The organism is Marinobacter lipolyticus, assembly GCF_018424605.1.
Lineage (GTDB): Bacteria > Pseudomonadota > Gammaproteobacteria > Pseudomonadales > Oleiphilaceae > Marinobacter > Marinobacter lipolyticus_B.
In genome coordinates, this window is the sequence record NZ_QTKT01000006.1 from 60,173 (window position 1) to 82,714 (window position 22,542).

A 22,542-nucleotide genomic window follows, 5' to 3' on the forward strand; every position below is an offset into this window, starting at 1 on the left:
GTTGGGTGAGTGCCTGACGTTTGTCGCTACCGAAACGCCGATCAACTTGATTCATGGAGACCCTGATGCGCTGGAGGCCATGAAGGATCACTTGCGTCAGAACACCCGGTTTGAGGTGGATGTGGCAGGCTACCAATCCATTTTGCGTCTTTGATGTGAGACCGGGCAAATACCCGGGGTAATCCGGATATTTACGGCGAGGATTTCTAGTAGGCCACCATTAACGTCAGTAGAGTTATCAGGGAGAGATCATGAACGGCTATTCCATTGAGGATTCACATCGAATCCAGCAGCGTGCTGCCCAATACCGGCAGCGTTACCCCCAGTTTGCCAACTGGGCAAAAGGGCGCGGGGTGATCGAACATACCGATTTGACCCAGGTGCGCGTGTTCGACCTGTGCCAGGAACTCGTTTGTGCCGGGCGTTATGACTCGCTCGACGATGCCCTGATTATTTTCGAGGCTGCAGACACCCTCACCAACGCGGCCATGTGGCTGGTAGCCCACATGACTTATGCCAGCAGAGTGGACCTGTCCGGACAGCCGCTGGCGGCGGATGACTTCAAGGAAAATCCTCAGGGGCATACCGGTGGTTCGCTGAACATGGTGCCTGCCTATCTTGGCTACACGGCCGCCAACGCGTTGGCGGGGCTGACCCGTAGCTGGCTGATGGGGCAGGGGCACTGTGTGGCGGCTATCGAAAGCGTCAACATACTGCTCGGCAATCTGCATCCAGAACAGCAGGCTCGGTACACGCTCGACGAGGTGGGGCTGTCCCGGCTGGTGAGTGACTTTTACAGCTACGCCGTCACTCCGGATGGCACACCGGGGGTTCCCCTGGGCAGTCACGTCAACCCCCACACTGCCGGCGGGCTGATCGAGGGCGGATATCTGGGCTTCGCTGAACTGCAATACACCCACATGCCGCTGCCGGGGGAGCGTCTGGTCGCGTTTCTCAGTGATGGGGCATTTGAGGAGCAGCGGGGCAGCGACTGGGCAAGCCGCTGGTGGCGAGCCGAGGACTGTGGCCTGGTGACCCCGGTGATGATTGCTAACGGGCGCCGCATTGATCAACGGTCAACCATTTTTCTGCAAGGGGGGGTGGACTGGTTCCGGCAACACCTGGAACTCAATGGCTTTTACCCCATACTCATTGATGGCCGCGATCCTGCGGCCTTTATCTGGGGCATCTTCGAGGCCGAATCGAGGCTTCAGGCGTGCAGCGAACAGGTCAGCGCCGGCCACATGAGGTACCCTGTAAAGCTCCCCTATCTGATTGCCGAGACGGTCAAAGGCTATGGTTTCTATGGTGCTGGTTCAAACGCGGCGCATGGTACCCCGCTTCCGGCAATACCGAGATTTGATGAGGTCTCGCGCAGGCACTTTAACGAATCCATTGCCCGTTTGTTTGTGCCCGAGATCGAGATTCACGGCGCCCGCGACGTGCTGGCAACTCACCGGGCAGACGATCGGCCTGCGGAAAAGGATCATCCGCTGAGTTGTCGTGACGTCAAGCTGCAAACTGTACCCGAACCGGTCTGGTTGCAAACGGCGGTATCAGAGTCGCCCATGGTTGCGATTGATCGGCAGTTTGTTGCCCTTGTAAAGGCCAACCCGGCGCTTCGTATTCGCCTGGGGAACCCGGATGAATTGCGTAGTAATCAGATGAACCAGTCGCTTGACCTTCTGAAGCATCGCACCCTGACGCCCGAGCCCGGCCTTGCGGAATCCCTTCACGGCTCGGTAATCACAGCCCTGAATGAGGAGGCCGTTGTCAGCGCCGCTCTGGGTAATAAGGGAGGTATGAATCTGGTGGTGTCCTACGAAGCGTTTGCCATGAAAATGATTGGCGCTCTTCGGCAGGAAATTATTTTTGCGCGACACCAGAAAAGTCTCGGTCGGCCCGCCCGATGGTTATCCGTGCCGGTCATTGCGACGTCGCACCTCTGGGAAAACGGCAAGAACGAGCAGTCTCATCAGGACCCGGCCTTCGGCGAAGTCCTGATGGGAGAAATGAGTGACACTGCCCGCGTTGTCTATCCTCCCGACTGCAATAGTGCTGTGGCGTGCCTTAACGAGTGTTTTCGAACCCAGGGGCAGTTCTGGGCCATGACGGTTCCCAAGGCAAAACTGCCTGCCGTTTTTGACGGCCGTCAGGCTGTGCAATTGCTCCGGGATGGTGCCATCGCTCTTGGTGAAGCCGGTGATGTGCAGTTGATCGCTGTCGGCGCCTATCAACTCCGGGTTTGCCTTGAGGTTGCCGAAGCGCTGGCTCAGAGAGGGCTTTCGAGTGGTGTGGTCTGCCTTCTCGAGCCCGGTCGATTCCGGAGTCCCCGGGATCCAATCGAGTCAGGACATCAGTCTGGTACTTCTTACAGGGCCGAGCTGTTTCCCCACGATACAAAACTCAGAGTGTTCGTCTGCCATATGCGCCCAGAGGCCTTGCTGGGAATCTGCCGTCCTCTCGATCTCGGACCCGACCGGACGCTGGCGTTTGGCTATGAAAACCATGGTGGCACCCTGGATACATCGGGGCTGCTGCAGGCCAACAAATGTGATGCCCATTCGATAGTGCAGGCGATCCTGTCAAAAAGTGGCTCCTCAGGCGCTGATAAGGCGACATTGTAGCGATAGAGCGCGAGGATCGATTTACAACAGTCTTTACGGGGAAAAGTAAAGCGTTGGTGATCACCGTGCTGATTCTCACACTAAAACAATCCGGGCGGCAACCGATTCAGCTAGCCGCCCGACATACAGGTCAATCATGCTATGAATGAATCGTTCAATCACGCTGGGGCGCCAGATACTAACCTGGGGAACCGGCGACCTGGTGTTCATCAACGATCTGTTTCCCAAGGACTGGGTTTCGTTTTTTATCGGCCGCGATGTGGAGTACCTCAAGGCGCCCTCGGACGCGCTGAAGGTTTCGGCTTTTTCCAGCTGGGCCAATCTTGACCTTGTCTACACCCCCCGGTTTGACGCGGATCGCTTCATCGACGGTCGCCGTCTCTCTTTCTTCAACACAGGGCAAGGGCGGCTGACCGGGCGCAATGCGGTTGTACTGGCGGGCCGCCCGGCGGACGCGTTCGAAGACGACGAGTGGGCCGCCCGGCTGTACCGTAACCTTGGCGCCTACGAGGTCGCGCTCTACGGCTACGACGGCTTCTGGAAGAGCCCGGCCGGGGCTGATCCGGCCAGCGGTCGGGCCAGGTTTCCTCCGCTGTCGGTGCTCGGCGCCAGCCTGCGCGGGCCGGTGGGGGCCGGCATCGGCAACGTCGAGCTGGGCTATTACGATTCCCGCGCAGACCGCGATGGCGACGATCCCACAGTACGCAACAGCGAGCTGCGCCTGCTGCTCGGCTATGAGCAGGAAATTGCCCGTAACCTGACCCTGGGCCTGCAATACTACCTTGAGCGCATGGGCGAGTTTGAGGCCTACCGGCGGGCCTTGCCCCCGGGTGGGCTATCAGGTTGATGACCATCTCTCTGTTGAAGCCGGCGGAAACCTGTTTTTCGGCGCCCAGGAGGAAACCTTCTTCGGTCAGTTTGAGGACAACAATAACCTGTATCTGGGGGTACGCTATGGGTTCTGAAAAGGTTAGGTGTTGATATTGAAGGGCTGGCTACTATAGGCCTCACTCGGTTTACCCAAAGAAAAGGAAATGTATATGTCTTACACAATGAATCGCGTAATTCAGAATGTGGATTTCGAGACAGTGGATGAGCGAACCCGCAAGGCCCTGGCCGATCAGGGTTTCGGGGTTCTGACAGAAATTGATGTTAAGGCTACCATGAAAAAGAAACTGGACAAGGACATGCTCGCCTACCGAATTCTCGGTGCCTGCAATCCAGCCATGGCTTGGGAAGCCATTGGCGTGGAACCCCGGGTAGGCGCTATGTTGCCGTGCAATGTCATACTGCGCGAGACCCCGGAGGGCGTTGAAGTCAGTGCGGTTGATCCCGTGTTATCCATGACAGCGATCGAAAATGAGCAACTCAAGCATATTGCGGGTGAGGTGAGAGATAGGCTGTCGGAGATTATCAAGGCGGTATGACTCGACTCGCACCAAAGCACTCGCTGTGTCTTTAATCATTGCCGCACCGGGTGTCTGGGACCTTGGTTCGGCATACCAAGCAAGTTGAGCCCCGATCTAAGCCGGCCCACGTCAAAGCCACTTGCGTAGCAACAGGCCAAGCGTGTCATACACGCCTTTCATGAAGCCGCGGTGTTTCCGGGGGATGCCAGTGATTTCACTGGCATCCTGCAGGTCAGTTTTGAACTCGTTTCTTAGCTGGCCATTCAAGGCTTCGTTTGTGGAAATCAGCGTCAGTTCATAGTTAATAAACAAACTTCGGTAGTCGAAGTTTGCGGTTCCTATGCTGCCCCAGGCTTCGTCAACGAGTAGTACTTTGGAATGCAACAGCCGGGGCGTGTACTCGAATATGCGAACGCCGTGTTCCAGTAGTTCTCCGTAAATGGCGCGGGCAGCCCATTGTGCGGGGGTCGAGTCGGTCTTTTCGGTGGTCAGAATCCGCACATCGACCCCCCGGCGGGCCGCGAGAGCAAGCTGTTTGCGTAATCCACGATCCGGTACGAAATAGGGCGTCGCCAACCAGATTCTGTCTGACGCTCTGGCCAACCGGTCTTTGATGGCACACCGTAGCTGGATGCGACAGGTTCGTGTTGTATTGGGAATGATCCGGCTGTCGCCGACGGTGTGACTGTCTGGGTTCCATTGCGTGTCACCACACCAGAAGGCGTTGAACAGAGTGTCAGATACTGTGGCCAGGGGCCCGTTGATGCAGACATGCATATCGCGCCATCGCTGGGGGCCGTAGAAGCGCCTTGAACCCTCGCGATGAATGTTGAAGCCGCCGAGGTACGCTGTTTTGCCGTCAATGACCAGCAGCTTGCGATGGTCGCGACGGTTGTAACGCATCGGTTGCCGCCAACTCCAGCGGTGAAAGCGCTGAAGACGGATGCCGGCGGCTCTGAGCTGGCGTCGGTGCTTTCGGGTAAGAACGCTGCTTGAGCCCAGCGCATCAACGTGAATGCGCACGTCGAGGCCGTGGCGGGACTGCTTCATCAGTTCATCAAGCAGTTCAGTCCCCACCTCGTCCGCCGCCAGGATATACGAAGCAAGAAAGATACGCTGGGTGGCAGCACGGACCGAGCGAATCATCTCCGCATAGAGTTCGTCTCCCTCACCGAACAGCCTGAACACATCCTTCACGGCCCCGTCCTCGGGTTCACAGGCGGCGTCGCCGGGGTTGCCGTTCATATCTATAAGCCAACAGAGCCGATACCCAGGCTGTCATTGGTGTTTCTGATCGACGTTTCCCCATCGTGTTCGGCCCCGGTAAGTGCGCGTATGGCATCGATGGTTTCCGGAACAACAATCGCCTGGTTGTCGACCATATAGGCATAGAACAGCTCATTACCCTGCACCTTGAGCATGTCTTCCCAAAGCGCGACTTCATACAGGCTGTCGTGAGGTCGGCCAAGGTCGGCCATCAACTCCTTGACGCTGTTGATCGCGCTTAGCCCGTCGCTGTTCCGGAGGAAAACAATGCGGGAGGAGGTGCGGAACGCATCGAGCACTTCGTCCTTGCTCGCCTCACGTGTCAGTTGAACGGACCAGTAGTGCAGGTGGGCCAGTGTCTCCGGAACCTTGACCGCCATGGTTACCACATCCAGGTCCGGGTCGACACTTTGGGCGTCCGGGCCCTGGTGACTGGGAATCTCCGGCTCTGGCACGACGGTATTCATGATCCCGCCCTGGTGGCTCTCCCAGGGATCGGTGGCCCGGCGCAGAAGGGTTCCCCGTGCCCGGTCCAGCAAGCCGTGGCGTTTGAGCGCTGACAGGGTACGAATGATCGACGTCGTGTTGCACGATACGACGCGCGTGCAGTCACGGCCGACAGCGCTGGCGTAGTTGGCCTCGGCAACGAATGAATGGCCCGTGCTTTGATGTTTCTCGCCGCCATGAACGATGTACTTGATGCCAAGCCGCCGGTAGGTTTCGATATTCTTGCTGGCCAGGTGTTTCGGTGTGCAGTCCACCACGATATCCGCGGCTCCAAGTAAGTCATCTAGAGAGCCGGAAACATCGAGCCCGGCTGCGCCCATAGCAACGGCGTGCTCTTCAGTCGCGCCGTACAGGGCATATCCTCTACTCAGCGCGGCCCTCACTCGCCAGTCCTGCGCGACATCAGCTACACCTGCTATGACCATGTCTTTTTGTACCGCAACGGCTTGTGCTACCCGCTTGCCGATAACGCCATAACCATTGACCGCGACACGAATAATTCTCTGACCGACCATCTTTTGTATCTCCCAGTTTCTGAAGAGGAGCGAACGAACCGTGATATTTTTTAGGTGAACAGAGTATAGGCAAAGACTGAATTTCAGCTGAAAGTCCGGTTTGACGTGTACCTCAGGGCAATGGCTTTACCGAAAAGTTGATGGTGATCAAAAAAATGCAAAGCGCAGAAGTGCTTTTCAGGTTCAGTTCAGTCTGGTGTAGTGAGATGATAAACCATCATGCGGCAATTCCATTACCGGGAGCCAGGTCGAACACTGTGTGGCTGGCCTGGAACAAACGAAAGGATGAACGGACGATGTCTGCAAAACATAATAGCGCTCGTGACGAGAATGACGAGAATACTGTAGCCGGAGAAGCAGGGGGGAAGTATACCTGCCCGATGCATCCGGAGGTGGTATCCGACGAGCCGGGAGACTGCCCCAAATGCGGAATGCACCTTGTGCCTATGGAGCAGGCCGGAACGAGCTCCCATTCCGGTCATTCGCACCATCATTCCGGTCATTCGCACCAGTGTTCCGGAGAGCATGAAAAACCGTCAGGCGATGACCGGAAATATGATCGCGTGCCGCCTGGATATTCGGGTGTGGTCTACACCTGTCCCATGCACCCTCAAGTCCGACAGACAAAGCCCGGGGCATGTCCTCTGTGCGGTATGGGACTGGAGCAGGAATCGGCCACCGCGGAAGATGAGGGGCCCAACCCGGAGTTGGTGGACTTTTCTCGTCGGCTCTGGGTTGCCCTGGCATTTTCAGTGCCCTTGCTGATTTTGACCATGACTCCCTTTATCGGTGTCATGGCGGTTCGCGACTTCTTCGGTGAGCGTTTGTCACTCTGGATTGAACTGGTGCTTGCTACTCCTGTAATCCTATGGTCCGGCTGGCCCTTCTTTGCTCGCGGTTACATCTCGTTTCGGACAATGAACCTGAATATGTTCAGCCTGATCGGCATGGGAGTTGGGGCGGCCTATATATTCAGCATCGTAGCGGTCCTTGTGCCAGGGATCTTCCCGGAAGGCTTCCGGGACTCCGAGGGTAACGTTGGCGTTTATTTTGAGGCGGCAGCCGTTATCGTCACACTGGTCCTGCTGGGCCAGGTGATGGAGCTGAGGGCCCGTGAGGGCACCGGTAAAGCCATACGTGCGTTGCTGGATATGGCCGCCAAAACGGCGCGCCTGATCCGGCCCGATGGAACCGAAACAGAGGTTGCTCTGGAGGATGTGAAGGTCGGTGATCATTTGCGGGTGCGCCCCGGTGACAAGGTGCCGGTGGATGGCGTGGTTGTTGAAGGCCGCTCATCCATCGATGAATCAATGATTTCCGGGGAGCCGGTTCCGGTAGAGAAAGTGGAGGGAGACAAAGTAACCGGGGCCACCATCAACGGTACCGGAAGCCTTGTTATGGAGGCGACCCGGGTTGGCGCGGATACTACGCTCAGTCAAATCGTCGAGATGGTTGCCAATGCCCAGCGCAGCCGCGCGCCTATCCAGAAGTTTGCCGATATGGTGGCCGGCAAGTTCGTACCAGCGGTTATTGCCGTGGCGGCCCTGTCCTTTGTGGCGTGGGCCATCTGGGGGCCGGTACCAGCTTTGTCGTATGCGCTCGTGTCTGCGGTTGCGGTGCTTATCATCGCTTGCCCTTGCGCATTGGGGTTGGCTACGCCTATGTCGATCATGACGGCTACGGGGCGCGGTGCCCAGTTAGGTGTGCTGATTAAGAACGCCGAAGCGCTGGAGCGTTTTGCCAAGGTGGATACCTTGATTGTGGATAAAACCGGTACCTTGACGGAAGGCAAGCCCAGACTAGTGGCGGTGCTGCCGGAATCGGGTCATGACGAGACCGAGGTCCTCAGGCTTGCGGCCACACTGGAGAAAGGGTCAGAGCATCCGCTCGCTGAAGCCATCGTTTCAGGCGCCGAGGCACGTAACGTGATGCTTGGAAAGGCCGATGACTTTGAAGCCGTTACAGGCAAGGGGGTCAAGGGTGTTGTGGATGGCAAGCCAGTGGCTTTGGGCAATGCCAAACTACTGGAAGAGCTGGGCTTGGACGGTGGCCATCTGATGGAGGTTGCCAATAGCAGACGCGATGAAGGCGAAACGGTCATGTTTGTGGTGCTTAACGGCGCCGTTGCAGGCCTTGTCAGTGTAGCCGACCCGGTCAAGGAAACGACACCCGCTGCGCTCAAGGCCCTCCACGCCGCTGGCTTCCGCATAATTATGGCAACTGGCGACAATGAGCGCACGGCAAAGGCGGTGGCGGGTAAACTCGGTATCGATGAGATTCGTGCCGATGTGCTGCCAGAGGACAAGGCCAGCATCATTCGCGAACTTCAGAGCCAGGGGCGCAAGGTAGCGATGGCGGGGGACGGCGTGAATGACGCACCCGCCCTGGCCCAGGCCGATGTTGGTATTGCAATGGGAACCGGCGCGGATGTCGCCATTGAGAGCGCGGGCTTTACCTTGGTTAAGGGTAACCTCGATGGCATTGTCCGCGCCAGACGGTTGTCCCAGGCGACGATGCGAAATATCAAGCAGAACCTGTTTTTTGCCTTGGTCTACAACGGTGCGGGTGTGCCGGTGGCTGCTGGTGTGCTCTACCCATTCTTTGGCATCCTGATAGGACCTATCTTTGCCGCTTTTGCAATGAGCGCGTCCTCATTGTCGGTGGTAATGAACTCCCTGCGTTTGCGTCGAGAGAAAGTCTAGGCGCGAAACGACCATATCGATGACCTCTCACTGGTAGCCCTATCCTGTGGCTCTCAGTGCTGAGGTCGAAGTAAAAATGAGTTTGGCCAGGGAAAGCTAATGAAAATTGTGTTCTTTGAGGCAGAGAAGTGGGAGTGCGATATTTTGCAGCATGCCTGCTGCAATCATGAGGTTGTCTTCACGGACGAGGAACTCGGAATAGACAACGTTGGGTTATACAGGGACGCCGATATCATCTCACCCTTCGTTCATTCAGCCCTGGATCGTTCGGTACTTGAGTGCTTTGAGCATCTGAAATTTGTCGCTACCCGGTCGACGGGATACGACCATATCGATTTGGAGTATTGCACCAGAAATGCGATTCCAGTCAGCAATGTGCCCGTCTACGGTGACCAGACTGTTGCGGAGCATGTTTTTGCGCTGCTCCTTGCCATTAGCCACAAGATTCCAGAGGCGATCAATCGCACTCGCAAGGGGGATTTTTCGCAGAAAGGCCTGCAGGGATTCGATCTGCAAGGCAAAACCCTTGGAGTGATCGGTACCGGTGCTATCGGTAAGCGTGTTGTGGAAATCGCGCAAGGGTTTCGTCTGAACGTTCTTGCCTGCGATCCCAAGCCGGATTACGTATTCGCGGACCGATATAACGTGTCTTACGTCGATTTGGATGGTCTTCTTGAGCAGTCCGATGTTGTGACGCTGCACGTTCCTGGCAGCAAATCGGCCAAGCATCTTCTGTCGGACAGGGAGTTCGCCCGGATGAAGCGCGGGGTTGTCCTGATTAATACCGCTCGCGGCTCCATTGTTGATACCCAGGCTTTGCTGCACGCGCTGGCGGATGGGAAGGTGTCGGCTGCCGGTCTTGATGTACTGCCGGATGAGCCCTCCATCAGGGAAGAGGTGGAATTGATCCGCTCTTTTTTTGACAAGGAACATGATCTGGAAACGCTGTTTGCCAACCATGTTCTTCAGCACATGAGAAACGTCATCGTCACCCCCCACAGTGCGTTCAATACGAAAGAGGCTGTCGAAAGAATCCTCAAGACCACTGGCGAAAACATTGTTGGCTTCATCGAGGGTCCCCCCCGCAATCTTGTGAATAAACACTGAGCCAGGATGGTTTTTTATGCCGATGCTCTATACCTATTTGATCTGGGGTGTGTTGTTGGTGCTGCTGTCGGGATTGGTTCTCGTTGTTACCTGCAATAAGGAGATGCTGAGGATGAGACTTGGTACCGCTCTCCTGGGGTCGTGAATTCAGATAATAACTGCAGCATTTTTCGTAATTTATACGAGCATCGCTATTGGCAGACCAGGGCATAATAAAAGGCTAATCATCATGTGGAACGAAAAAGGCAATAGCCATCTCCAACAACCCATCTTGCCGTCACTATTCAGCATTGGCGCCATTGGTTTGACCCTTGCTGGCGCGCTGATCTGGCAGTCTGAGTTTGCGTATGCGCTTGATTATGTTTCCTCGTACGTGGATGGTCTGCTGCGCTGGTGGTATGTGGCACTGGTTGCGTTTCTGACGGCATTTGTTATTTGGCTAGGGCTGGGGCGTTACAAGAACGTGCGCCTTGGTAAAGACTACGAACAACCGGAATACCGGCTTTTTCCCTGGTTGGCGATGCTGTTTGCGGCCGGCACGGGTGTGGGGCTGCTGTTCTGGAGCATCGCCGAGCCAATCATGCACTTTCAGGGTAACCCTTTTACTTCGGAGGGCTTTACTCCCTCCGCTGCGTCTACTGCAATTCAATTGTCGTTTTTCCACTGGGGGCTGAACGGATGGGCTATTTTTGCGTTGGTCGCGATTGCATTCGGATACTTCAGCTATCGCCATGATCTCCCGCTCGCGCCTCGATCAGCGCTGTACCCGTTTATTGGTGAAAGAATCTTTGGCTTTTGGGGGCACGTCGTTGACGCGCTCGCTGTTTTTGCGACTGTATTTGGTCTGGCGACGACGCTGGGGCTGGGAGCCCGTCAGACTGGCACGGGGCTCAAGTGGCTTTTCTCCGTGGAGGCGTCTCTTTGGGTGGAGCTGTCGGTGGTCGCCGTGGTTACTGTAATCGCGACGATTTCGGTGGTTTCTGGGGTCAGGCGGGGCGTGAAAATATTGAGTGAGGTAAATCTTTGGCTAACGCTGATTTTACTCGCCGCCTTTATGATTATTGGCCCCTTTGATTACATGGCAGGGTTGTTGGTGCAGGAAATTGGCGGTTACCTGGATAGTCTATTGATCATGACATTCTATGTTGGCGCCAATGAACCGGGAAATTGGCAATCGACCTGGACGGTGTTTTTCTGGGGCTGGTGGCTGGCCTGGTCACCTTTTGTCGGGTTGTTTATCGCCCGGATATCCCGCGGCCGAACCCTGAGAGAGTTTGTTTTCGGGGTTCTTCTCTTACCAACGCTGGTGACTTTTGTATGGATCTCGGTGATGGGGGGCGCTGCACTCCACAGCGAGCTATTCGGGGGTGGCGGAATTGTTGAGGCGGTCAATAAAGACATCGCCTATGCACTTTTCGCGACCATTGAGCACCTGCAGACGACTGACTCAATTAAATTTTTGATGGGTCTGGTGGCAACGCTCCTTATCAGCATCTACTTTATAACGTCTGCTGACTCCGGCGCATTGGTGGTCAATATCATTTTATCAGGAGGGCAGCTTGAGCCTCCCAAGGCGTCGAGAGCAGGCTGGGCCATTGGCAACGGAGTATTGACCGCGGTATTGCTAGTGGCGGGAGGTATTGCCGTCCTCCAGGATGCGGTCATCCTCGCGGCCCTGCCATTCTCGCTGGTTATCGTTGCTATGACAGCTGGCCTGTTGAAGGCGCTGCATCATGAGCCGCTGACGGCACCCCGGGAGGGTTGTAAGCAACACCGGGCCGCTGAGCCATGGACCGGATCGGATAAGGCATGACTGCCCCCCTGCAAAGCTCACAACCAGGTTCAGCGACATGACCCCTGGCCCCGTGAGCGCAGGGCTGATGAGGTCTTCCAGATCGTAAGCCATGTTGGAAAGCGATAGCACCTTGGTTTACTCGTCTTCATCGGGGGGAGGGTGAGAGTATGCCGAATTGGACACTGCCCCCTCTGTCAAGGTTGTTGAAGCCATCTGGCTACAGTAGCATTCTCATGCCATCCCCCCAGGGGGGATAGGTCAAAAGCTGGTTTTGATCCTGGCCGGGATCGTTTATGGCTCAATGGCTTTGCTGGCTGATGGCCTGCACATGGGTTCGCACGCGGTGGCTCTGGGTATTGCCGCCTTCGCCTATGCGTATGCCAGGAAAAACGCGGGCAGCGCCAGGTTCTCTTTCGGGACGGGGAAGGTCAATGCGCTGGGCGGCTTTACCGGCGCGATTCTGCTGGCTGTCTTTGCGCTCTACATGGTCATCGAGAGCGTCGGGCGTTTTATTCAGCCCGTCCCCATTTCTTTCGATGGGGCTATTTTTGTGGCCATCATTGGCCTGGTGGTCAACGGGGTGTCAGCCTGGATACTGGGGGATGCAGGCCATGATCATGGTCACAGTCACGGCCATGATCACGGTCACCACCATCATCACCATGACCACAACCGCCGTGCGGCCTACCTTCATGTACTTGCGGATGCGCTGACGTCAGTCCTTGCTATTGTTGCCCTTCTGGCGGGTAAATATGCCGGGTGGAACTGGATGGACCCGATGATGGGGATTATCGGTGCGATTCTGGTAACCCGTTGGTCCTGGCATCTGCTGAAAGAGACCTCAAAGGTCCTCCTCGACGAGCAGCATCAGGACATGGAGGAAACCGTCAGACAGGCCGTCGAAGACGACGATGCCAAAGTCAGTGATCTGCATGTGTGGGCGATAGGCCCAAACATTCATGCGGCTATTGTCTCAGTCGTCTCGCATCAGCCCGAGTCGCCTACAGTCTATAAAAAGCGCATTCAGGCACACTGCCAGTCCCTGGTCAATCATGCCAATCACGCTTTCAAGATGGCCGTTTGCCCGCTTCAGACGTTTGATAATGTTCGGGTGAGATTGATGCGTGTGATCATTTACCATTTTTAATTCCTATCCCCCACGGGGGGATGGTATCCTCCGTTCTCGTTGAAATCCAACCACAGACTCGACGCAGTAGATTGATGATTTCGGCCATTCACCCGAGAAAACTGCTTCCAACGCTCGTCATACTCCTTGCATTGGCGGGCCTGTCACTATCGGTGGTTGGCGAGTCATTCTCTCATGGTGTGGCCAACTTGGCAGGCGACTGGGAATCGCAGTTTGACGGCCAAGCGAGCAGTCATGGTGCGCATGGACACACCCATGATTTTGACGAAGAGCCAGAGACATCATCAGTGCATCATGATGCTGGCAATCATACCCACGAGACCGTGGACCACCTCAGGGTTCCGTTTGTTTCCCAAAGCCTGACCGTTCTCCGGCAGCCCGTGCCCTTTGTCGGAGGTTCTCCCCGCAGTTTGCGCTATCGGCTTGAACGCCCTCCAAAAGCTCTCCTTTCCGCTTGATTCTTGCCGCTGAGGCGGCCCAAGAAAACACATTCGATTGGAGTCTTTATGTTGTCAAACTTGACAGGCCGATGCCGTGGTGTGTCCTCAACGAGCACAGGTAATCGCCTACTCTGGATATTTCTGACTTTGGGCTTGCTGGGGCTGAGTACCGACGTACTCGCCCATGCCGTGGCTCAGGGCGACAAGGGGTACATCCAGGAAATTACCGGGATAAACCTTATTTCGTTCATCTACCTGGGGGCCAAACACATGGTCACCGGCTATGACCACCTGCTGTTCCTGCTGGGTGTCATCTTCTTCCTCTACCAGATGAAGCACATCGCGATCTACGTGAGCCTGTTTGCCCTCGGGCATTCCACCACAATGTTGCTGGGGGTGTACTTCAACGTGGGCATCAACAGCTACCTCATTGATGCGATTATCGGTCTGTCCATCGTCTACAAGGCGCTGGACAACATCGGTGCCTATCAGCGGTGGTTTGGCTTCCAGCCCAACACCAAGGCCGCCACGTTGATTTTCGGGTTCTTCCATGGTTTCGGCCTGTCCACCAAGATCATCGAATACGACATCTCGCCGGACGGCCTGATTCCGAACCTCCTCGCCTTCAACGTGGGCGTGGAAATTGGACAGTTGATCGCCCTGGCCATGATCCTGATTGCAATCAGCTTCTGGCGAAAAACCGACGGCTTTTTCCGCCATGCCTACACCGCCAACGTGGCCATGATGAGTGCAGGTTTTCTGCTCTTTGGCTATCAGCTTACCGGTTACTTTGTCGCCTGATTCTGGAGATTTTTTTATGTACAACACCGATATACCCAACCGTGAAGAACTGCCCAGCACTGCCAAGCTGGTTCGATCAACCATCATTGCGGCAATTGTGGCGTTGGTTCTGCTTGTAACCGTGGTCATGCCCGCCGAATACGCCCTGGACCCAACCGGCGCAGGTCGCCTTTTGGGCCTGACTGAAATGGGTGAGATCAAGGAGCAGCTCGCCGAAGAGGCTGCTGCTGACCAAGCTGCTCAGATGGTTGCTGTTCAATCCTCAACTGAGCGAGAGGCCCCGGAAGTCAAAGAACCTGTCGTGGCTGAAGCCGTTAAGGAGCCAGCTCCCTCGCCTGAAGCAGAAGTTGCACCTGCCGAGCCAGAACCTGCGCCTGCACCAGAAGTTGTGGAACCGCAGTGGCAGGATGAAGTGCGCGTGGTTCTCACACCGGGAGAAGGCACAGAGTTCAAACTTACTATGGAGGAAGGCGCTACAGCCCGATTCTCCTGGGTATCAGAGGGTGGCCCGATCAACTTCGATACCCATGGTGATGGAAGTGGTCAGTCAATTTCCTACGAAAAAGGTCGGGGCGTGCCTGAAGACGAGGGCGAGTTGGAAGCAGCCTTTACCGGCAATCACGGCTGGTTCTTCAGAAATCGGAACGACAACGACATCACTCTGGTACTGCGTACCGGAGGAGACTACGGGCAGTTTAAAAAGATGTTGTGACGTTCACCAACGAATAAGCGCCGAGGGGTCTCCGGGCCTATGTCTTCATAGGTCCGGACCGTGCTTAAGTAACTTAATGTTCTACAGTTCGCTAAACCAAAAATCTGGAATTCTTCATTAATGCGATCAAATATTGGCTCATTGAAAAGGTAATAATCACACCTGAAAAACCGGAGCGAATCCACCTCCGGGGGTACGAAAATTGGTTGTCTGGCCTTGGTATATCCTCGCCGCAACCAGCATACTTTTGCCGGCGTAGGTATACAGCCGAATGTCGACTTTTCGGGTGACTACTGCATCGTCAATTCTCAGGGTTCGTTCTCCAGCGGGGACAAGGTCCTGGGCGATGTAGCCACCATTCAGGATGTTCTCGAAAACGCGCCGGGTTAGTTTGTCGCCCCGGTAGACGCCTTTGCTGCCATGGCCGGCAACCGGCTTGAAGAACAGATGACGTCGCGCACTCCACAACTCAGCCGCGTCGTTCCTCGAAACCTGCCTGGTTTTCGGCACGGCTCTCTCCAGGTAGCCTGCATCGGCCTCATTGAGCCCCCAGTCTCGAAGGGAGTGGGGTGCGGATAGCAGGGCCAGGTTTCGCTTGTCAGCCAGCACAGCGTGCACATGGGGATTAGGCGTTACCACCACGGCGCCATCCAGATAGGCATGCCTTAATGCCGCATGGGGCGCGGCGTCCAATGCGAAGTCCACCAGGCGGTTGTAGACCATATCAATGGGCTTACCGCGGGCTGTCAGCGTACCGCCGGCATACTGAAGCTCCTGTGGATCGAGTATCAATGTATCAATTCCTTTGGCTCGGAGAATCTGTTGGGCCAACTGGAATTCGGGGAACATAAATTGTGTCTTTGGGGCATCGTCTACTATGGCCAGGCAACTGGGCCCGAAATTGTCGTGCTGGCTTTGCCACTCCTGTTTGAACATTGAGAACACCGCGTCCTCGAATCCGTCGAGCGGCTGCTGGGGTGTTGTGGGTTGTTGAGATGGGTCGCAGCAATTGCGCTGGGCTCTCGACAAGACAAGGTTCAGGAAGGCGCCACCGGCGTTGGTGTTGATTTCGATCAGCCGGGGGCCGTCGGGACCCATGTGAAAATCATAGCCCATGAACGCCCCGATGGGCCCTGGATTGAACTGTGCGATTTCCGGTGCCCAGGAAAGTACTCGTTCTCGGTACGAGGGAAGCTCTGAGGCCGCTTCAATCGACTGAACGATCCTCTCCATCTCCGCTATGTCGGCTCGGGGTACGAAAACCGGTGTGTTTGAAAAAAGGTGATCGAACTCCGGGAGCGTTGACAGTTCGCTTCCAGCATCTGAAAGCTGGTTGTGGAGGCTCTTGTTGAGGGCTATTCGGTCAAGAGTGATGCAGTAGCATTGGCGGTTGAGTTCGTTGGCCCGGCTGTTTGCTATTCGTCTGTTCTCATAAATAGGTTCCGGCATCTGGAGTCCGTCATTCGAGGTTTGCAATGGTTGAAACGGCTTACTTAATGCTCGAAGAATCTATCTTGCATTTGTGATTTGCGTCAAATAGATCCACATCTTGTGTCTGTTTTCAGGTCTGTTTCAGTTCCGCGTGTTGAACTACTGCTAGGTAAATTGGTGCTTGCCATCTATCTTCGAATCTCACAATGGGCGGCGGTCTCTCCCGTCGATGGCAGCCTTTTGATCACCAGTCGGGCCGAAGCCAGGCTCTGGGTGCTTGATCCGGGCTCTCTGGAAATTATTGATGACGTTTCTTTGGACGGGATAGGTCACCAAATATCGCTTGAGGCTTACTAGCCAGTAAGCCCCACTGATAAGCTTTTCCCAAAGGGATTCTATATGGATAAGCGTTTCAAGATTACGTTGGCAATTTTTGCGGTTATCGCTTTGGTTTTACTCTGGGGCGAACATAAGGTTCACCTTCTGGGTGCTCTGCCGTGGTTAATCCTTCTTGCATGCCCGTTTATTCATATGTTTATGCACGGAGGGCATGGGAGTCACGGTGGCCACAACCACCACGATCAACCAGAAGGCAAAAACGGAGGCCAACGCGATGACTGATGCTTCGTCCGACTACGGCCTTTGGGGGCTGGTGGTTCTAAATTCGGTGATCTTTATTTTCTTCGCTTTCAGTTTTTTTAAGCCACAGACCCAACGAGACTGGCGATCCTTCGGCGCGTTCAGCGCGTTTCTCGTGGCATTATTCACTGAGATGTATGGGTTCCCGTTGACACTCTATTTTCTATCCGGTTGGCTTCAGACTCAATACCCCGATGTAAATTGGCTTGCCCACGATAGCGGGCACCTGCTTGAAATGCTTTTTGGTTGGCAGGGTTCTCCCCATTTCGGCCCCTTCCACTTGTTGAGTACGGTGTTTATTGGTGGAGGTTTTTACTTGATTGCCGCCGGGTGGCGAACCTTGTACGCGGCGCAAAAAGAGCGAAAGCTGGCTACGACAGGTCTCTATTCGTATGTTCGGCATCCACAGTATGTCGGCTTTGTCTTGATAATGTTTGGCTTCCTGCTGCAGTGGCCGACTCTGTTAACCCTGGCGATGTTCCCGGTTTTGCTCTGGATGTATTCACGGTTATCGATCAGTGAGGAACGGGAAGCCGAAGAAACGTTCGGGGAAGCCTGGAGACACTATGCAGACAACACTCCCAGGTTTTTGCCGCGATTGCGCGGATTGGGGCGGCAAGCTTGAACAAAAGCTCTACTCATTTGATGGGTAGATAAAGGAGCCGTTGGTGAACCAATCACTTTCGATACGTGCAGTCGCTGGGATGGTTCTTGTCGCCTTTCTTTGGGCGATCTGCTTTCCTTTTATTGTGGTGGGGTTGCCGGACGCGCCACCTTTGCTTTTTGCCGCTTTACGCGCATTGTTGGCAGGGTTGTGTCTGATTCTGATCGCTTTTACAAAAGATGGTCGGCCCAGTTATTCGCTTCGCCAGCTTCTAATGCTGGCCGTAATTGGCCTCAGTTACACGGGTATGGGGCTTGGAGGGATGTTTCTCGGTGCTGGCAAGCTGGGACCGGGGCTTGCAACGGTTCTGGCCAATGCGCAACCACTGTTTGCGGCGGTTCTTTCGTTTTTTATCGTTCGAGAGGTGGTGACCGGGCGTGTGTTTGTGGGCCTTTTGATTGGTTTTATTGGTGTTGTGGTGCTAGCGATGCCAGAGATGGAGTTTGGTAACGCCAGATTTTCAGGGGCCGTCTATGTTCTTGGTGGAGCCATCGGAACCGCCATTGGAAATGTGCTGCTTAAATACCAGGCCGGCAGCGATGATATCTATTGGTCAATGGGCATCCAGCTTGTCATAGGTTCAGTGTTTCTGGGAATAGCATCCGTGAGCTTGGGCGAGGGCTTCGAGATTGATTGGACTTGGTCATTTACGACGGCCATGTTCGTTCTGGCCATTCCGGCAACGGCAATGATGGTTGTGCTCTGGTATGCCTTGCTCGCCAGCGCGCCCTTGAACAGCCTCAATTCGTTTACTTTTTTAACGCCTGTTTTCGGTCTCGCTATCGGAATGCTTTTGTTCGGCGAAACTTTCACATCACTGGAGATGATCGGGATAGGAATCACAATTGTCGGCTTGGTGATCGTTGTCAAAGCGCCTCGGAAAACAACAAGCGGTTCCGCTGTCGGGGAACAGGCAAAGGTGATCCGTAGCTCATAGTAGAAAAGGGAGTAGTCAATGAGAGTCTGGATTAGCGTTCTCCTTTTGTTTGCCGCATCAGGTCGGCTTATCGCGGGCCCTCCCTCGGCAGTTTCCTTGATTGAAGGCATGGAACAGACTCTGTGGTCCGACAGCAATCACGGGCGTTTCACTATGCGGATCGAGTCTGAGTATTGGACTCGCACACTGGAACTGGAAGCCTGGATGAATCGTCCGGAGCATACGTTGATTCGCATTCACGCGCCCAAAAAAGAGGCCGGCATCGGCTCGCTGCGCATCGGCGATGCCATGTGGAATTACTTGCCCAAAGTTGATCGCACCATCAAGATCCCACCGTCGATGATGCTCCAGCCATGGATGGGCTCCAACTTCAGCAACGACGACCTGGTCAAGGAAAGCTCGTTCGTCGAGGACTACACCCACGAATTGGTCGAAACCGACGATTCCGGTGAGGTGCCTGTGTATCGTGTTGTCTCGACGCCCCGACCTGATGCCTCGGTAGTGTGGAGCCGTCTTGAATTCAATGTTCGGGAGGACTCGATCCCGGTTTCGCTTGCCTACTACGACGAGCGCGATCAGATCGTCAAACGCATGACCTATGAGCAGATCGAAACCATGGATGGGCGGCGGATACCCACCCGCTGGACGATGGTGGACGCCGATAACCCCGAGTCCCGCACGGTGATCACGATTGACTCTATTGAATTCGACCTGCCGATCGATGAAGAGGTGTTTTCATTGCGCCGGCTGCGTAACCCACAGTGAGGGCCTGGTATGAGCATCGTCAATGTGGAAAAAGCGTCGCGGGTTTACCGTCAGGATTCCATAGCCGTCAAGGCACTCGATGAGGTGTCAGTCACCATCGATGCCGGGGAGTTCACAACCCTGGTGGGCCCATCCGGGTCGGGCAAGACCACGCTGCTGAATCAGATTGGAGTCCTGGATGAGCCGGATAGCGGGCGCATTCAGGTGGCGGGCAAGGAAATCACCGGGCTCAGCCGCAAGAAGCGGACCCTTCTGCGGTTGTGGAAGATTGGCTTTGTCTTTCAGGAATACAACCTGATCGGTGTGCTGTCGGCGCAGGAGAATGTCGAGTACGTGTTGATGCTACGGGGAGTGCCGTTCCGGGAGCGCCGCGCCGAGGCCCAGCGTATTTTGGTGGAGGTCGGTCTGCAAGGGCTGGAGCGGCGGCTGCCCCATGAACTGTCTGGCGGCCAGCAACAGCGTGTCGCGGTGGCGCGGGCGATTGTCAGCAAGCCCGCCATTGTCCTGGCCGACGAGCCCACGGCTAGACTTGGGCAAGGTTTCGTCGCCAAGGCTAACTAAACGCTTGGAGGATAGGGAAATCACTACATCACCTGATTACGCCTTTTCCGTTAACGAGGAGCATCTGTCTATTCCCAGGAAGGTGGTCGTTAATAATGGATCTGTTTTGACCTATCTCAGAAAGAGAAGGTCGGGTTTTTCTGGGTTAGCTCCCGCTTCAGGGTCAGATATGTTAATCAGAGCCCGCTGGGATAATAGTGAGCTCGAATCGGGGTTTACAGTTTTCCCCATGTATGAGTTAAGTTCCTTTATTATTGATTTTTCGTATGTTAAATCTAAAGGAGAATCTCGATTATTAATATTGACTAATGAAGAAGATGATAGTCAAGGCGCAAGTCAAATATACATCTATTGACATTTTAAGGTTTGCGGTACGGTAATAAATTTAGCGCCGAGATTCCAGTAAATCAATACTATAGCCAGTCATGCTATTTTCATGACTGGCAACGTTCTTTGTATGAGAAGCAAGCTTCGCTTGTTAGCTCTGCCTAAGCGGAACGTACTAGTCGTCACTTGAATCTGCTATTCCCGCCTCCTTCATCTGCTTGTGTAATTTTTGATGTTTCAGGCGGAGTTCTTGCCTGTCAACGGTTTCCACGGTCTTGTTCGGATAGCTCCTTGCCTCGTTAATCCTGTCGGCTAAGCCAGAATCGGCGTAGGCAAAGGAACTAAACAGTGCTGTCATTGCTATGGCTGTAATGATGCTCTTCATGACGAACTCCTTGATTTGTTGCTCCAGGCCCATGCAACTGGGCCTCTAGTAGATACCGCTGATGCCCACCAGCGGTATTTCTGTTATCATTTGCTGTACGTTACCTTCTGCTCCATTTGTTTCTTCTCTAAAGCACGATGGTAGGCTCGTCCTTCTTCACTTATCATCTGTCTTCGCGCCTCCATTCCAACTTCTGACAATCCATAGCGTGTCATTTCTTTGTGGAGTCGCTGCTGCGGCGAATACTATTAATGATTTCATAGTTTCACCTCCTGTTTGGTTGATGGTTTCATTAGATCATTAGTTCCTGAAACCTGACTGAAAAAACAAAAAAAGTTTATTAACGATTTGATAACTTTTGTTAGTGATAAAAATAGTTGAGCCAGATCAATATAAAATTTGTGCGCACTTAATTTCAGCTTCGTTTCAGCTTTGAGATCTAATATAAGCGCTCTTATATGCTTTCCACGGAGATCTCAAGTTGTCCATCCGCACCTTTTTTACTAAGCAGACTATTTTGGGTGTGTTGCTGTTTAGCAGCATTTCTGCGTGGGCCCAGCCCAGACTGGAGCTCATGAGTGTCATCGAAGCAGCAACTGAAAACGATCCCTGGCTTGGCCAAAGCTCTTATAAACAAAATGCGTTGATGGAGGAGTCTGTTGCTGAGGGCGCGCTTCCCGATCCCCGGGTAACGATCGGCGCGGCAAATCTGCCTCTGGATACTTTTGATACCGGGCAAGAGCCCATGACCCAGGGCATGATTGGCATTACACAGCGAATTCCTCGTGGAGACAGCCGCCGCTTGGCTAGCGCAAAGAAAGAAGAACTGGCCGGTGTACAGCCTTACCTCCGACAGAATCGTCGTGCGCAGGTCACCGAAACGGCGACCCACCTATGGCTCGATCTTTGGAAAGCCCAGGAAAGCATCCGCCTCATTGAACAGAACCGGGGGCTGTTCGAGCAATTGGCGGATGTTGCGGAAGCTGGATATACCTCCGCGACAATGGGCTCCAGACAACAAGATGTTATTCGTGCTTCGCTGGAATTGACTCGGCTTGAAGATCGGCTGACCGCTTTGCATACTCAGTTGGCTTCCAGCAGAGAAGCTCTAGGGGAATGGATCGGTTCCAGGCGGGCCCAGCTCTCGGTCGCCGAAAACATTCCTCCTCTGTTATTGGCAGATGTTTCCAGCAGCTGGCCGGAGACCAGTGTGGAGTCTGTCATCCGTCACCCGTCGGTTCGCGCCACAGATCAACTGATTGATGTACAGGGCATTGACGTAGACCTTGCCAGGGAAGCCTACAAACCAGAGTGGTCGGTCTTCGCACAATATGGTTACCGTGACCGAGCTCCGAACGGCCAGGACAGGGCAGACCTGTTTTCTATTGGTATCGGTTTTGACCTGCCCATATTCACAGGAAGCCGGCAAGACCGACGGCTCAACGCGTCTGCAGCCAGACTGGAAGCCGAAAAAACGGATCGGGTTCTGAGAATCCGATCGCTCAAGGCGAAGGCGCGCTCGGCGTTGGCCCGCATTGAGCGATTGGATGATCGGATTGACTTGTATCAGCAAACTCTTCTTCCGCAGATGGAAGAGCAGGCCGATGCCTCGCTGACCGCCTATAACAATGACGACGGTGATTTTGCTGAGGCGGTACGCGCAAGGATCTCCGAACTCAATGCCGAGGTCGAATTGATCCAGATGATGGCCGAGCGGGCCAAAACTCTGGCAAGTTTCCGTTATTTGACCACGGAAGCCTCAAACATTCCCTCCTTTTCAATGACCGATTTGCAGGATTGATCAT

Annotated in this window: 20 protein-coding genes and 2 pseudogenes; 17 read left to right on the forward strand and 5 right to left on the reverse strand. The window is 54.7% G+C overall.

The annotated features are described in order from the left end of the window. Nucleotide 1: 1 nt before the first annotated feature. The 5 genes from DYI22_RS17700 (at nucleotide 2) to DYI22_RS10050 (ending at nucleotide 4,054) form a co-directional block, all read left to right on the forward strand. On the forward strand, nucleotides 2–154 hold the full coding sequence (locus DYI22_RS17700) for an MBL fold metallo-hydrolase RNA specificity domain-containing protein (RefSeq protein ID WP_175497454.1): 153 nt from the start codon (nucleotides 2–4) through the stop codon (nucleotides 152–154). Between the two features lie 97 nt (nucleotides 155–251). Beyond that, entirely contained in the window at nucleotides 252–2,627 is a 2,376-nt protein-coding gene (locus tag DYI22_RS10040; RefSeq protein WP_213477915.1) for a xylulose 5-phosphate 3-epimerase, read from the forward strand. 145 nt (nucleotides 2,628–2,772) lie between these two features. Beyond that, nucleotides 2,773–3,474: a hypothetical protein gene (locus tag DYI22_RS10045; RefSeq protein ID WP_213477916.1), complete on the forward strand. Its 702-nt coding sequence runs from the start codon at nucleotides 2,773–2,775 to the stop codon at nucleotides 3,472–3,474. Then, nucleotides 3,458–3,592 carry a hypothetical protein gene (locus DYI22_RS17580; protein WP_266099172.1) on the forward strand — a complete coding sequence of 45 codons (135 nt, stop codon included), beginning with the start codon at nucleotides 3,458–3,460 and terminating at the stop codon, nucleotides 3,590–3,592. Before DYI22_RS10045 ends, DYI22_RS17580 begins: the two co-directional genes overlap by 17 nt. A gap of 75 nt (nucleotides 3,593–3,667) precedes the next feature. Continuing rightward, nucleotides 3,668–4,054 (forward strand): DUF302 domain-containing protein, encoded by a 387-nt coding sequence (locus DYI22_RS10050; protein ID WP_091854522.1) that lies wholly within the window; start codon nucleotides 3,668–3,670, stop codon nucleotides 4,052–4,054. Nucleotides 4,055–4,165: 111 nt separating this feature from the next. Here DYI22_RS10050 and DYI22_RS10055 read toward each other — a convergent pair whose 3' ends face one another. Together DYI22_RS10055 and DYI22_RS10060 are read right to left on the reverse strand one after the other, a co-directional pair. Continuing rightward, entirely contained in the window at nucleotides 4,166–5,281 is a 1,116-nt protein-coding gene (locus DYI22_RS10055; RefSeq protein ID WP_213477917.1) for a phospholipase D-like domain-containing protein, read from the reverse strand. Between the two features lie 2 nt (nucleotides 5,282–5,283). After that, on the reverse strand, nucleotides 5,284–6,324 hold the full coding sequence (locus DYI22_RS10060) for a type II glyceraldehyde-3-phosphate dehydrogenase (RefSeq protein WP_213477918.1): 1,041 nt from the start codon (nucleotides 6,322–6,324) through the stop codon (nucleotides 5,284–5,286). A 296-nt stretch (nucleotides 6,325–6,620) separates the two neighbouring features. Between DYI22_RS10060 and DYI22_RS10065 the strand changes: the two genes are divergently transcribed. From DYI22_RS10065 to dmeF, 4 genes and pseudogenes are all read left to right on the forward strand, one after another. Further along, nucleotides 6,621–9,026, forward strand: a complete 2,406-nt coding sequence (locus DYI22_RS10065; RefSeq protein WP_266099174.1) for a copper-transporting P-type ATPase — start codon at nucleotides 6,621–6,623, stop codon at nucleotides 9,024–9,026. 99 nt (nucleotides 9,027–9,125) lie between these two features. Next, entirely contained in the window at nucleotides 9,126–10,133 is a 1,008-nt protein-coding gene (locus tag DYI22_RS10070; protein WP_213477919.1) for a hydroxyacid dehydrogenase, read from the forward strand. A gap of 229 nt (nucleotides 10,134–10,362) precedes the next feature. Beyond that, entirely contained in the window at nucleotides 10,363–11,946 is a 1,584-nt protein-coding gene (locus DYI22_RS10075; RefSeq protein WP_008169995.1) for a BCCT family transporter, read from the forward strand. Nucleotides 11,947–12,199: 253 nt separating this feature from the next. After that, nucleotides 12,200–12,949, forward strand: a pseudogene (dmeF, locus tag DYI22_RS10080) (CDF family Co(II)/Ni(II) efflux transporter DmeF); the annotation flags it as partial. An 18-nt stretch (nucleotides 12,950–12,967) separates the two neighbouring features. On the opposite strand, the pseudogene DYI22_RS10085 reads toward dmeF, so the two are convergent. Then, a pseudogene (locus DYI22_RS10085) lies at nucleotides 12,968–13,069 on the reverse strand (metal-sensing transcriptional repressor); the annotation flags it as partial. A gap of 512 nt (nucleotides 13,070–13,581) precedes the next feature. Here DYI22_RS10085 and DYI22_RS10090 point away from each other — a divergent pair. Together DYI22_RS10090 and DYI22_RS10095 are read left to right on the forward strand one after the other, a co-directional pair. Then, nucleotides 13,582–14,316 carry a HupE/UreJ family protein gene (locus DYI22_RS10090; RefSeq protein ID WP_303293705.1) on the forward strand — a complete coding sequence of 245 codons (735 nt, stop codon included), beginning with the start codon at nucleotides 13,582–13,584 and terminating at the stop codon, nucleotides 14,314–14,316. 16 nt (nucleotides 14,317–14,332) lie between these two features. Further along, nucleotides 14,333–15,028 (forward strand): hypothetical protein, encoded by a 696-nt coding sequence (locus tag DYI22_RS10095; RefSeq protein ID WP_213477920.1) that lies wholly within the window; start codon nucleotides 14,333–14,335, stop codon nucleotides 15,026–15,028. Nucleotides 15,029–15,184: 156 nt separating this feature from the next. Here the strand turns inward: DYI22_RS10095 and DYI22_RS10100 are convergent, their stop codons facing one another. Then, a complete protein-coding gene (locus tag DYI22_RS10100) occupies nucleotides 15,185–16,477 on the reverse strand; it encodes a hypothetical protein (protein ID WP_199453472.1) in 1,293 nt (430 codons plus the stop codon). A gap of 381 nt (nucleotides 16,478–16,858) precedes the next feature. Between DYI22_RS10100 and DYI22_RS10105 the strand changes: the two genes are divergently transcribed. From DYI22_RS10105 to DYI22_RS10125, 5 genes are all read left to right on the forward strand, one after another. Further along, nucleotides 16,859–17,080, forward strand: a complete 222-nt coding sequence (locus DYI22_RS10105; RefSeq protein ID WP_076657107.1) for a DUF2933 domain-containing protein — start codon at nucleotides 16,859–16,861, stop codon at nucleotides 17,078–17,080. Next, entirely contained in the window at nucleotides 17,073–17,723 is a 651-nt protein-coding gene (locus tag DYI22_RS10110) for a methyltransferase family protein (protein WP_058091979.1), read from the forward strand. Before DYI22_RS10105 ends, DYI22_RS10110 begins: the two co-directional genes overlap by 8 nt. 43 nt (nucleotides 17,724–17,766) lie before the next feature. After that, entirely contained in the window at nucleotides 17,767–18,699 is a 933-nt protein-coding gene (locus DYI22_RS10115) for a DMT family transporter (RefSeq protein ID WP_153741205.1), read from the forward strand. 108 nt (nucleotides 18,700–18,807) lie between these two features. Then, complete coding sequence (locus DYI22_RS10120) at nucleotides 18,808–19,464, forward strand: outer membrane lipoprotein-sorting protein (RefSeq protein ID WP_228300950.1); 657 nt, start codon at nucleotides 18,808–18,810, stop codon at nucleotides 19,462–19,464. Between the two features lie 9 nt (nucleotides 19,465–19,473). After that, complete coding sequence (locus DYI22_RS10125) at nucleotides 19,474–20,025, forward strand: ABC transporter ATP-binding protein (protein WP_228300951.1); 552 nt, start codon at nucleotides 19,474–19,476, stop codon at nucleotides 20,023–20,025. A gap of 502 nt (nucleotides 20,026–20,527) precedes the next feature. Here DYI22_RS10125 and DYI22_RS10130 read toward each other — a convergent pair. Then, complete coding sequence (locus DYI22_RS10130) at nucleotides 20,528–20,737, reverse strand: hypothetical protein (RefSeq protein ID WP_213477922.1); 210 nt, start codon at nucleotides 20,735–20,737, stop codon at nucleotides 20,528–20,530. A 481-nt stretch (nucleotides 20,738–21,218) separates the two neighbouring features. On the opposite strand from DYI22_RS10130, the gene DYI22_RS10135 reads away from it, so the two are divergent. Beyond that, nucleotides 21,219–22,538, forward strand: coding sequence for a TolC family protein (locus DYI22_RS10135; RefSeq protein ID WP_228300952.1), 1,320 nt, complete (start codon nucleotides 21,219–21,221; stop codon nucleotides 22,536–22,538). The last annotated feature ends 4 nt before the right edge of the window (nucleotides 22,539–22,542 follow it).

What these genes read in the sequence shown, in the direction of transcription:
- DYI22_RS10110 (WP_058091979.1), top strand. Translation starts at nt 17,073, where the DNA reads ATGACTGATGCTTCGTCCGACTACGGCCTTTGGGGGCTGGTGGTTCTA.
- DYI22_RS10125 (WP_228300951.1), top strand. Translation starts at nt 19,474, where the DNA reads ATGAGCATCGTCAATGTGGAAAAAGCGTCGCGGGTTTACCGTCAGGAT.
- DYI22_RS10040 (WP_213477915.1), top strand. Translation starts at nt 252, where the DNA reads ATGAACGGCTATTCCATTGAGGATTCACATCGAATCCAGCAGCGTGCT.
- DYI22_RS10075 (WP_008169995.1), top strand. Translation starts at nt 10,363, where the DNA reads ATGTGGAACGAAAAAGGCAATAGCCATCTCCAACAACCCATCTTGCCG.
- DYI22_RS10045 (WP_213477916.1), top strand. Translation starts at nt 2,773, where the DNA reads ATGAATCGTTCAATCACGCTGGGGCGCCAGATACTAACCTGGGGAACC.
- DYI22_RS10060 (WP_213477918.1), bottom strand. Translation starts at nt 6,324, where the DNA reads ATGGTCGGTCAGAGAATTATTCGTGTCGCGGTCAATGGTTATGGCGTT.
- DYI22_RS10120 (WP_228300950.1), top strand. Translation starts at nt 18,808, where the DNA reads ATGGAACAGACTCTGTGGTCCGACAGCAATCACGGGCGTTTCACTATG.
- DYI22_RS10065 (WP_266099174.1), top strand. Translation starts at nt 6,621, where the DNA reads ATGTCTGCAAAACATAATAGCGCTCGTGACGAGAATGACGAGAATACT.
- DYI22_RS10070 (WP_213477919.1), top strand. Translation starts at nt 9,126, where the DNA reads ATGAAAATTGTGTTCTTTGAGGCAGAGAAGTGGGAGTGCGATATTTTG.
- DYI22_RS10105 (WP_076657107.1), top strand. Translation starts at nt 16,859, where the DNA reads ATGGATAAGCGTTTCAAGATTACGTTGGCAATTTTTGCGGTTATCGCT.
- DYI22_RS10090 (WP_303293705.1), top strand. Translation starts at nt 13,582, where the DNA reads ATGTTGTCAAACTTGACAGGCCGATGCCGTGGTGTGTCCTCAACGAGC.
- DYI22_RS10050 (WP_091854522.1), top strand. Translation starts at nt 3,668, where the DNA reads ATGTCTTACACAATGAATCGCGTAATTCAGAATGTGGATTTCGAGACA.
- DYI22_RS10100 (WP_199453472.1), bottom strand. Translation starts at nt 16,477, where the DNA reads ATGCCGGAACCTATTTATGAGAACAGACGAATAGCAAACAGCCGGGCC.
- DYI22_RS10130 (WP_213477922.1), bottom strand. Translation starts at nt 20,737, where the DNA reads ATGAAGAGCATCATTACAGCCATAGCAATGACAGCACTGTTTAGTTCC.
- DYI22_RS10055 (WP_213477917.1), bottom strand. Translation starts at nt 5,281, where the DNA reads ATGAACGGCAACCCCGGCGACGCCGCCTGTGAACCCGAGGACGGGGCC.
- DYI22_RS10095 (WP_213477920.1), top strand. Translation starts at nt 14,333, where the DNA reads ATGTACAACACCGATATACCCAACCGTGAAGAACTGCCCAGCACTGCC.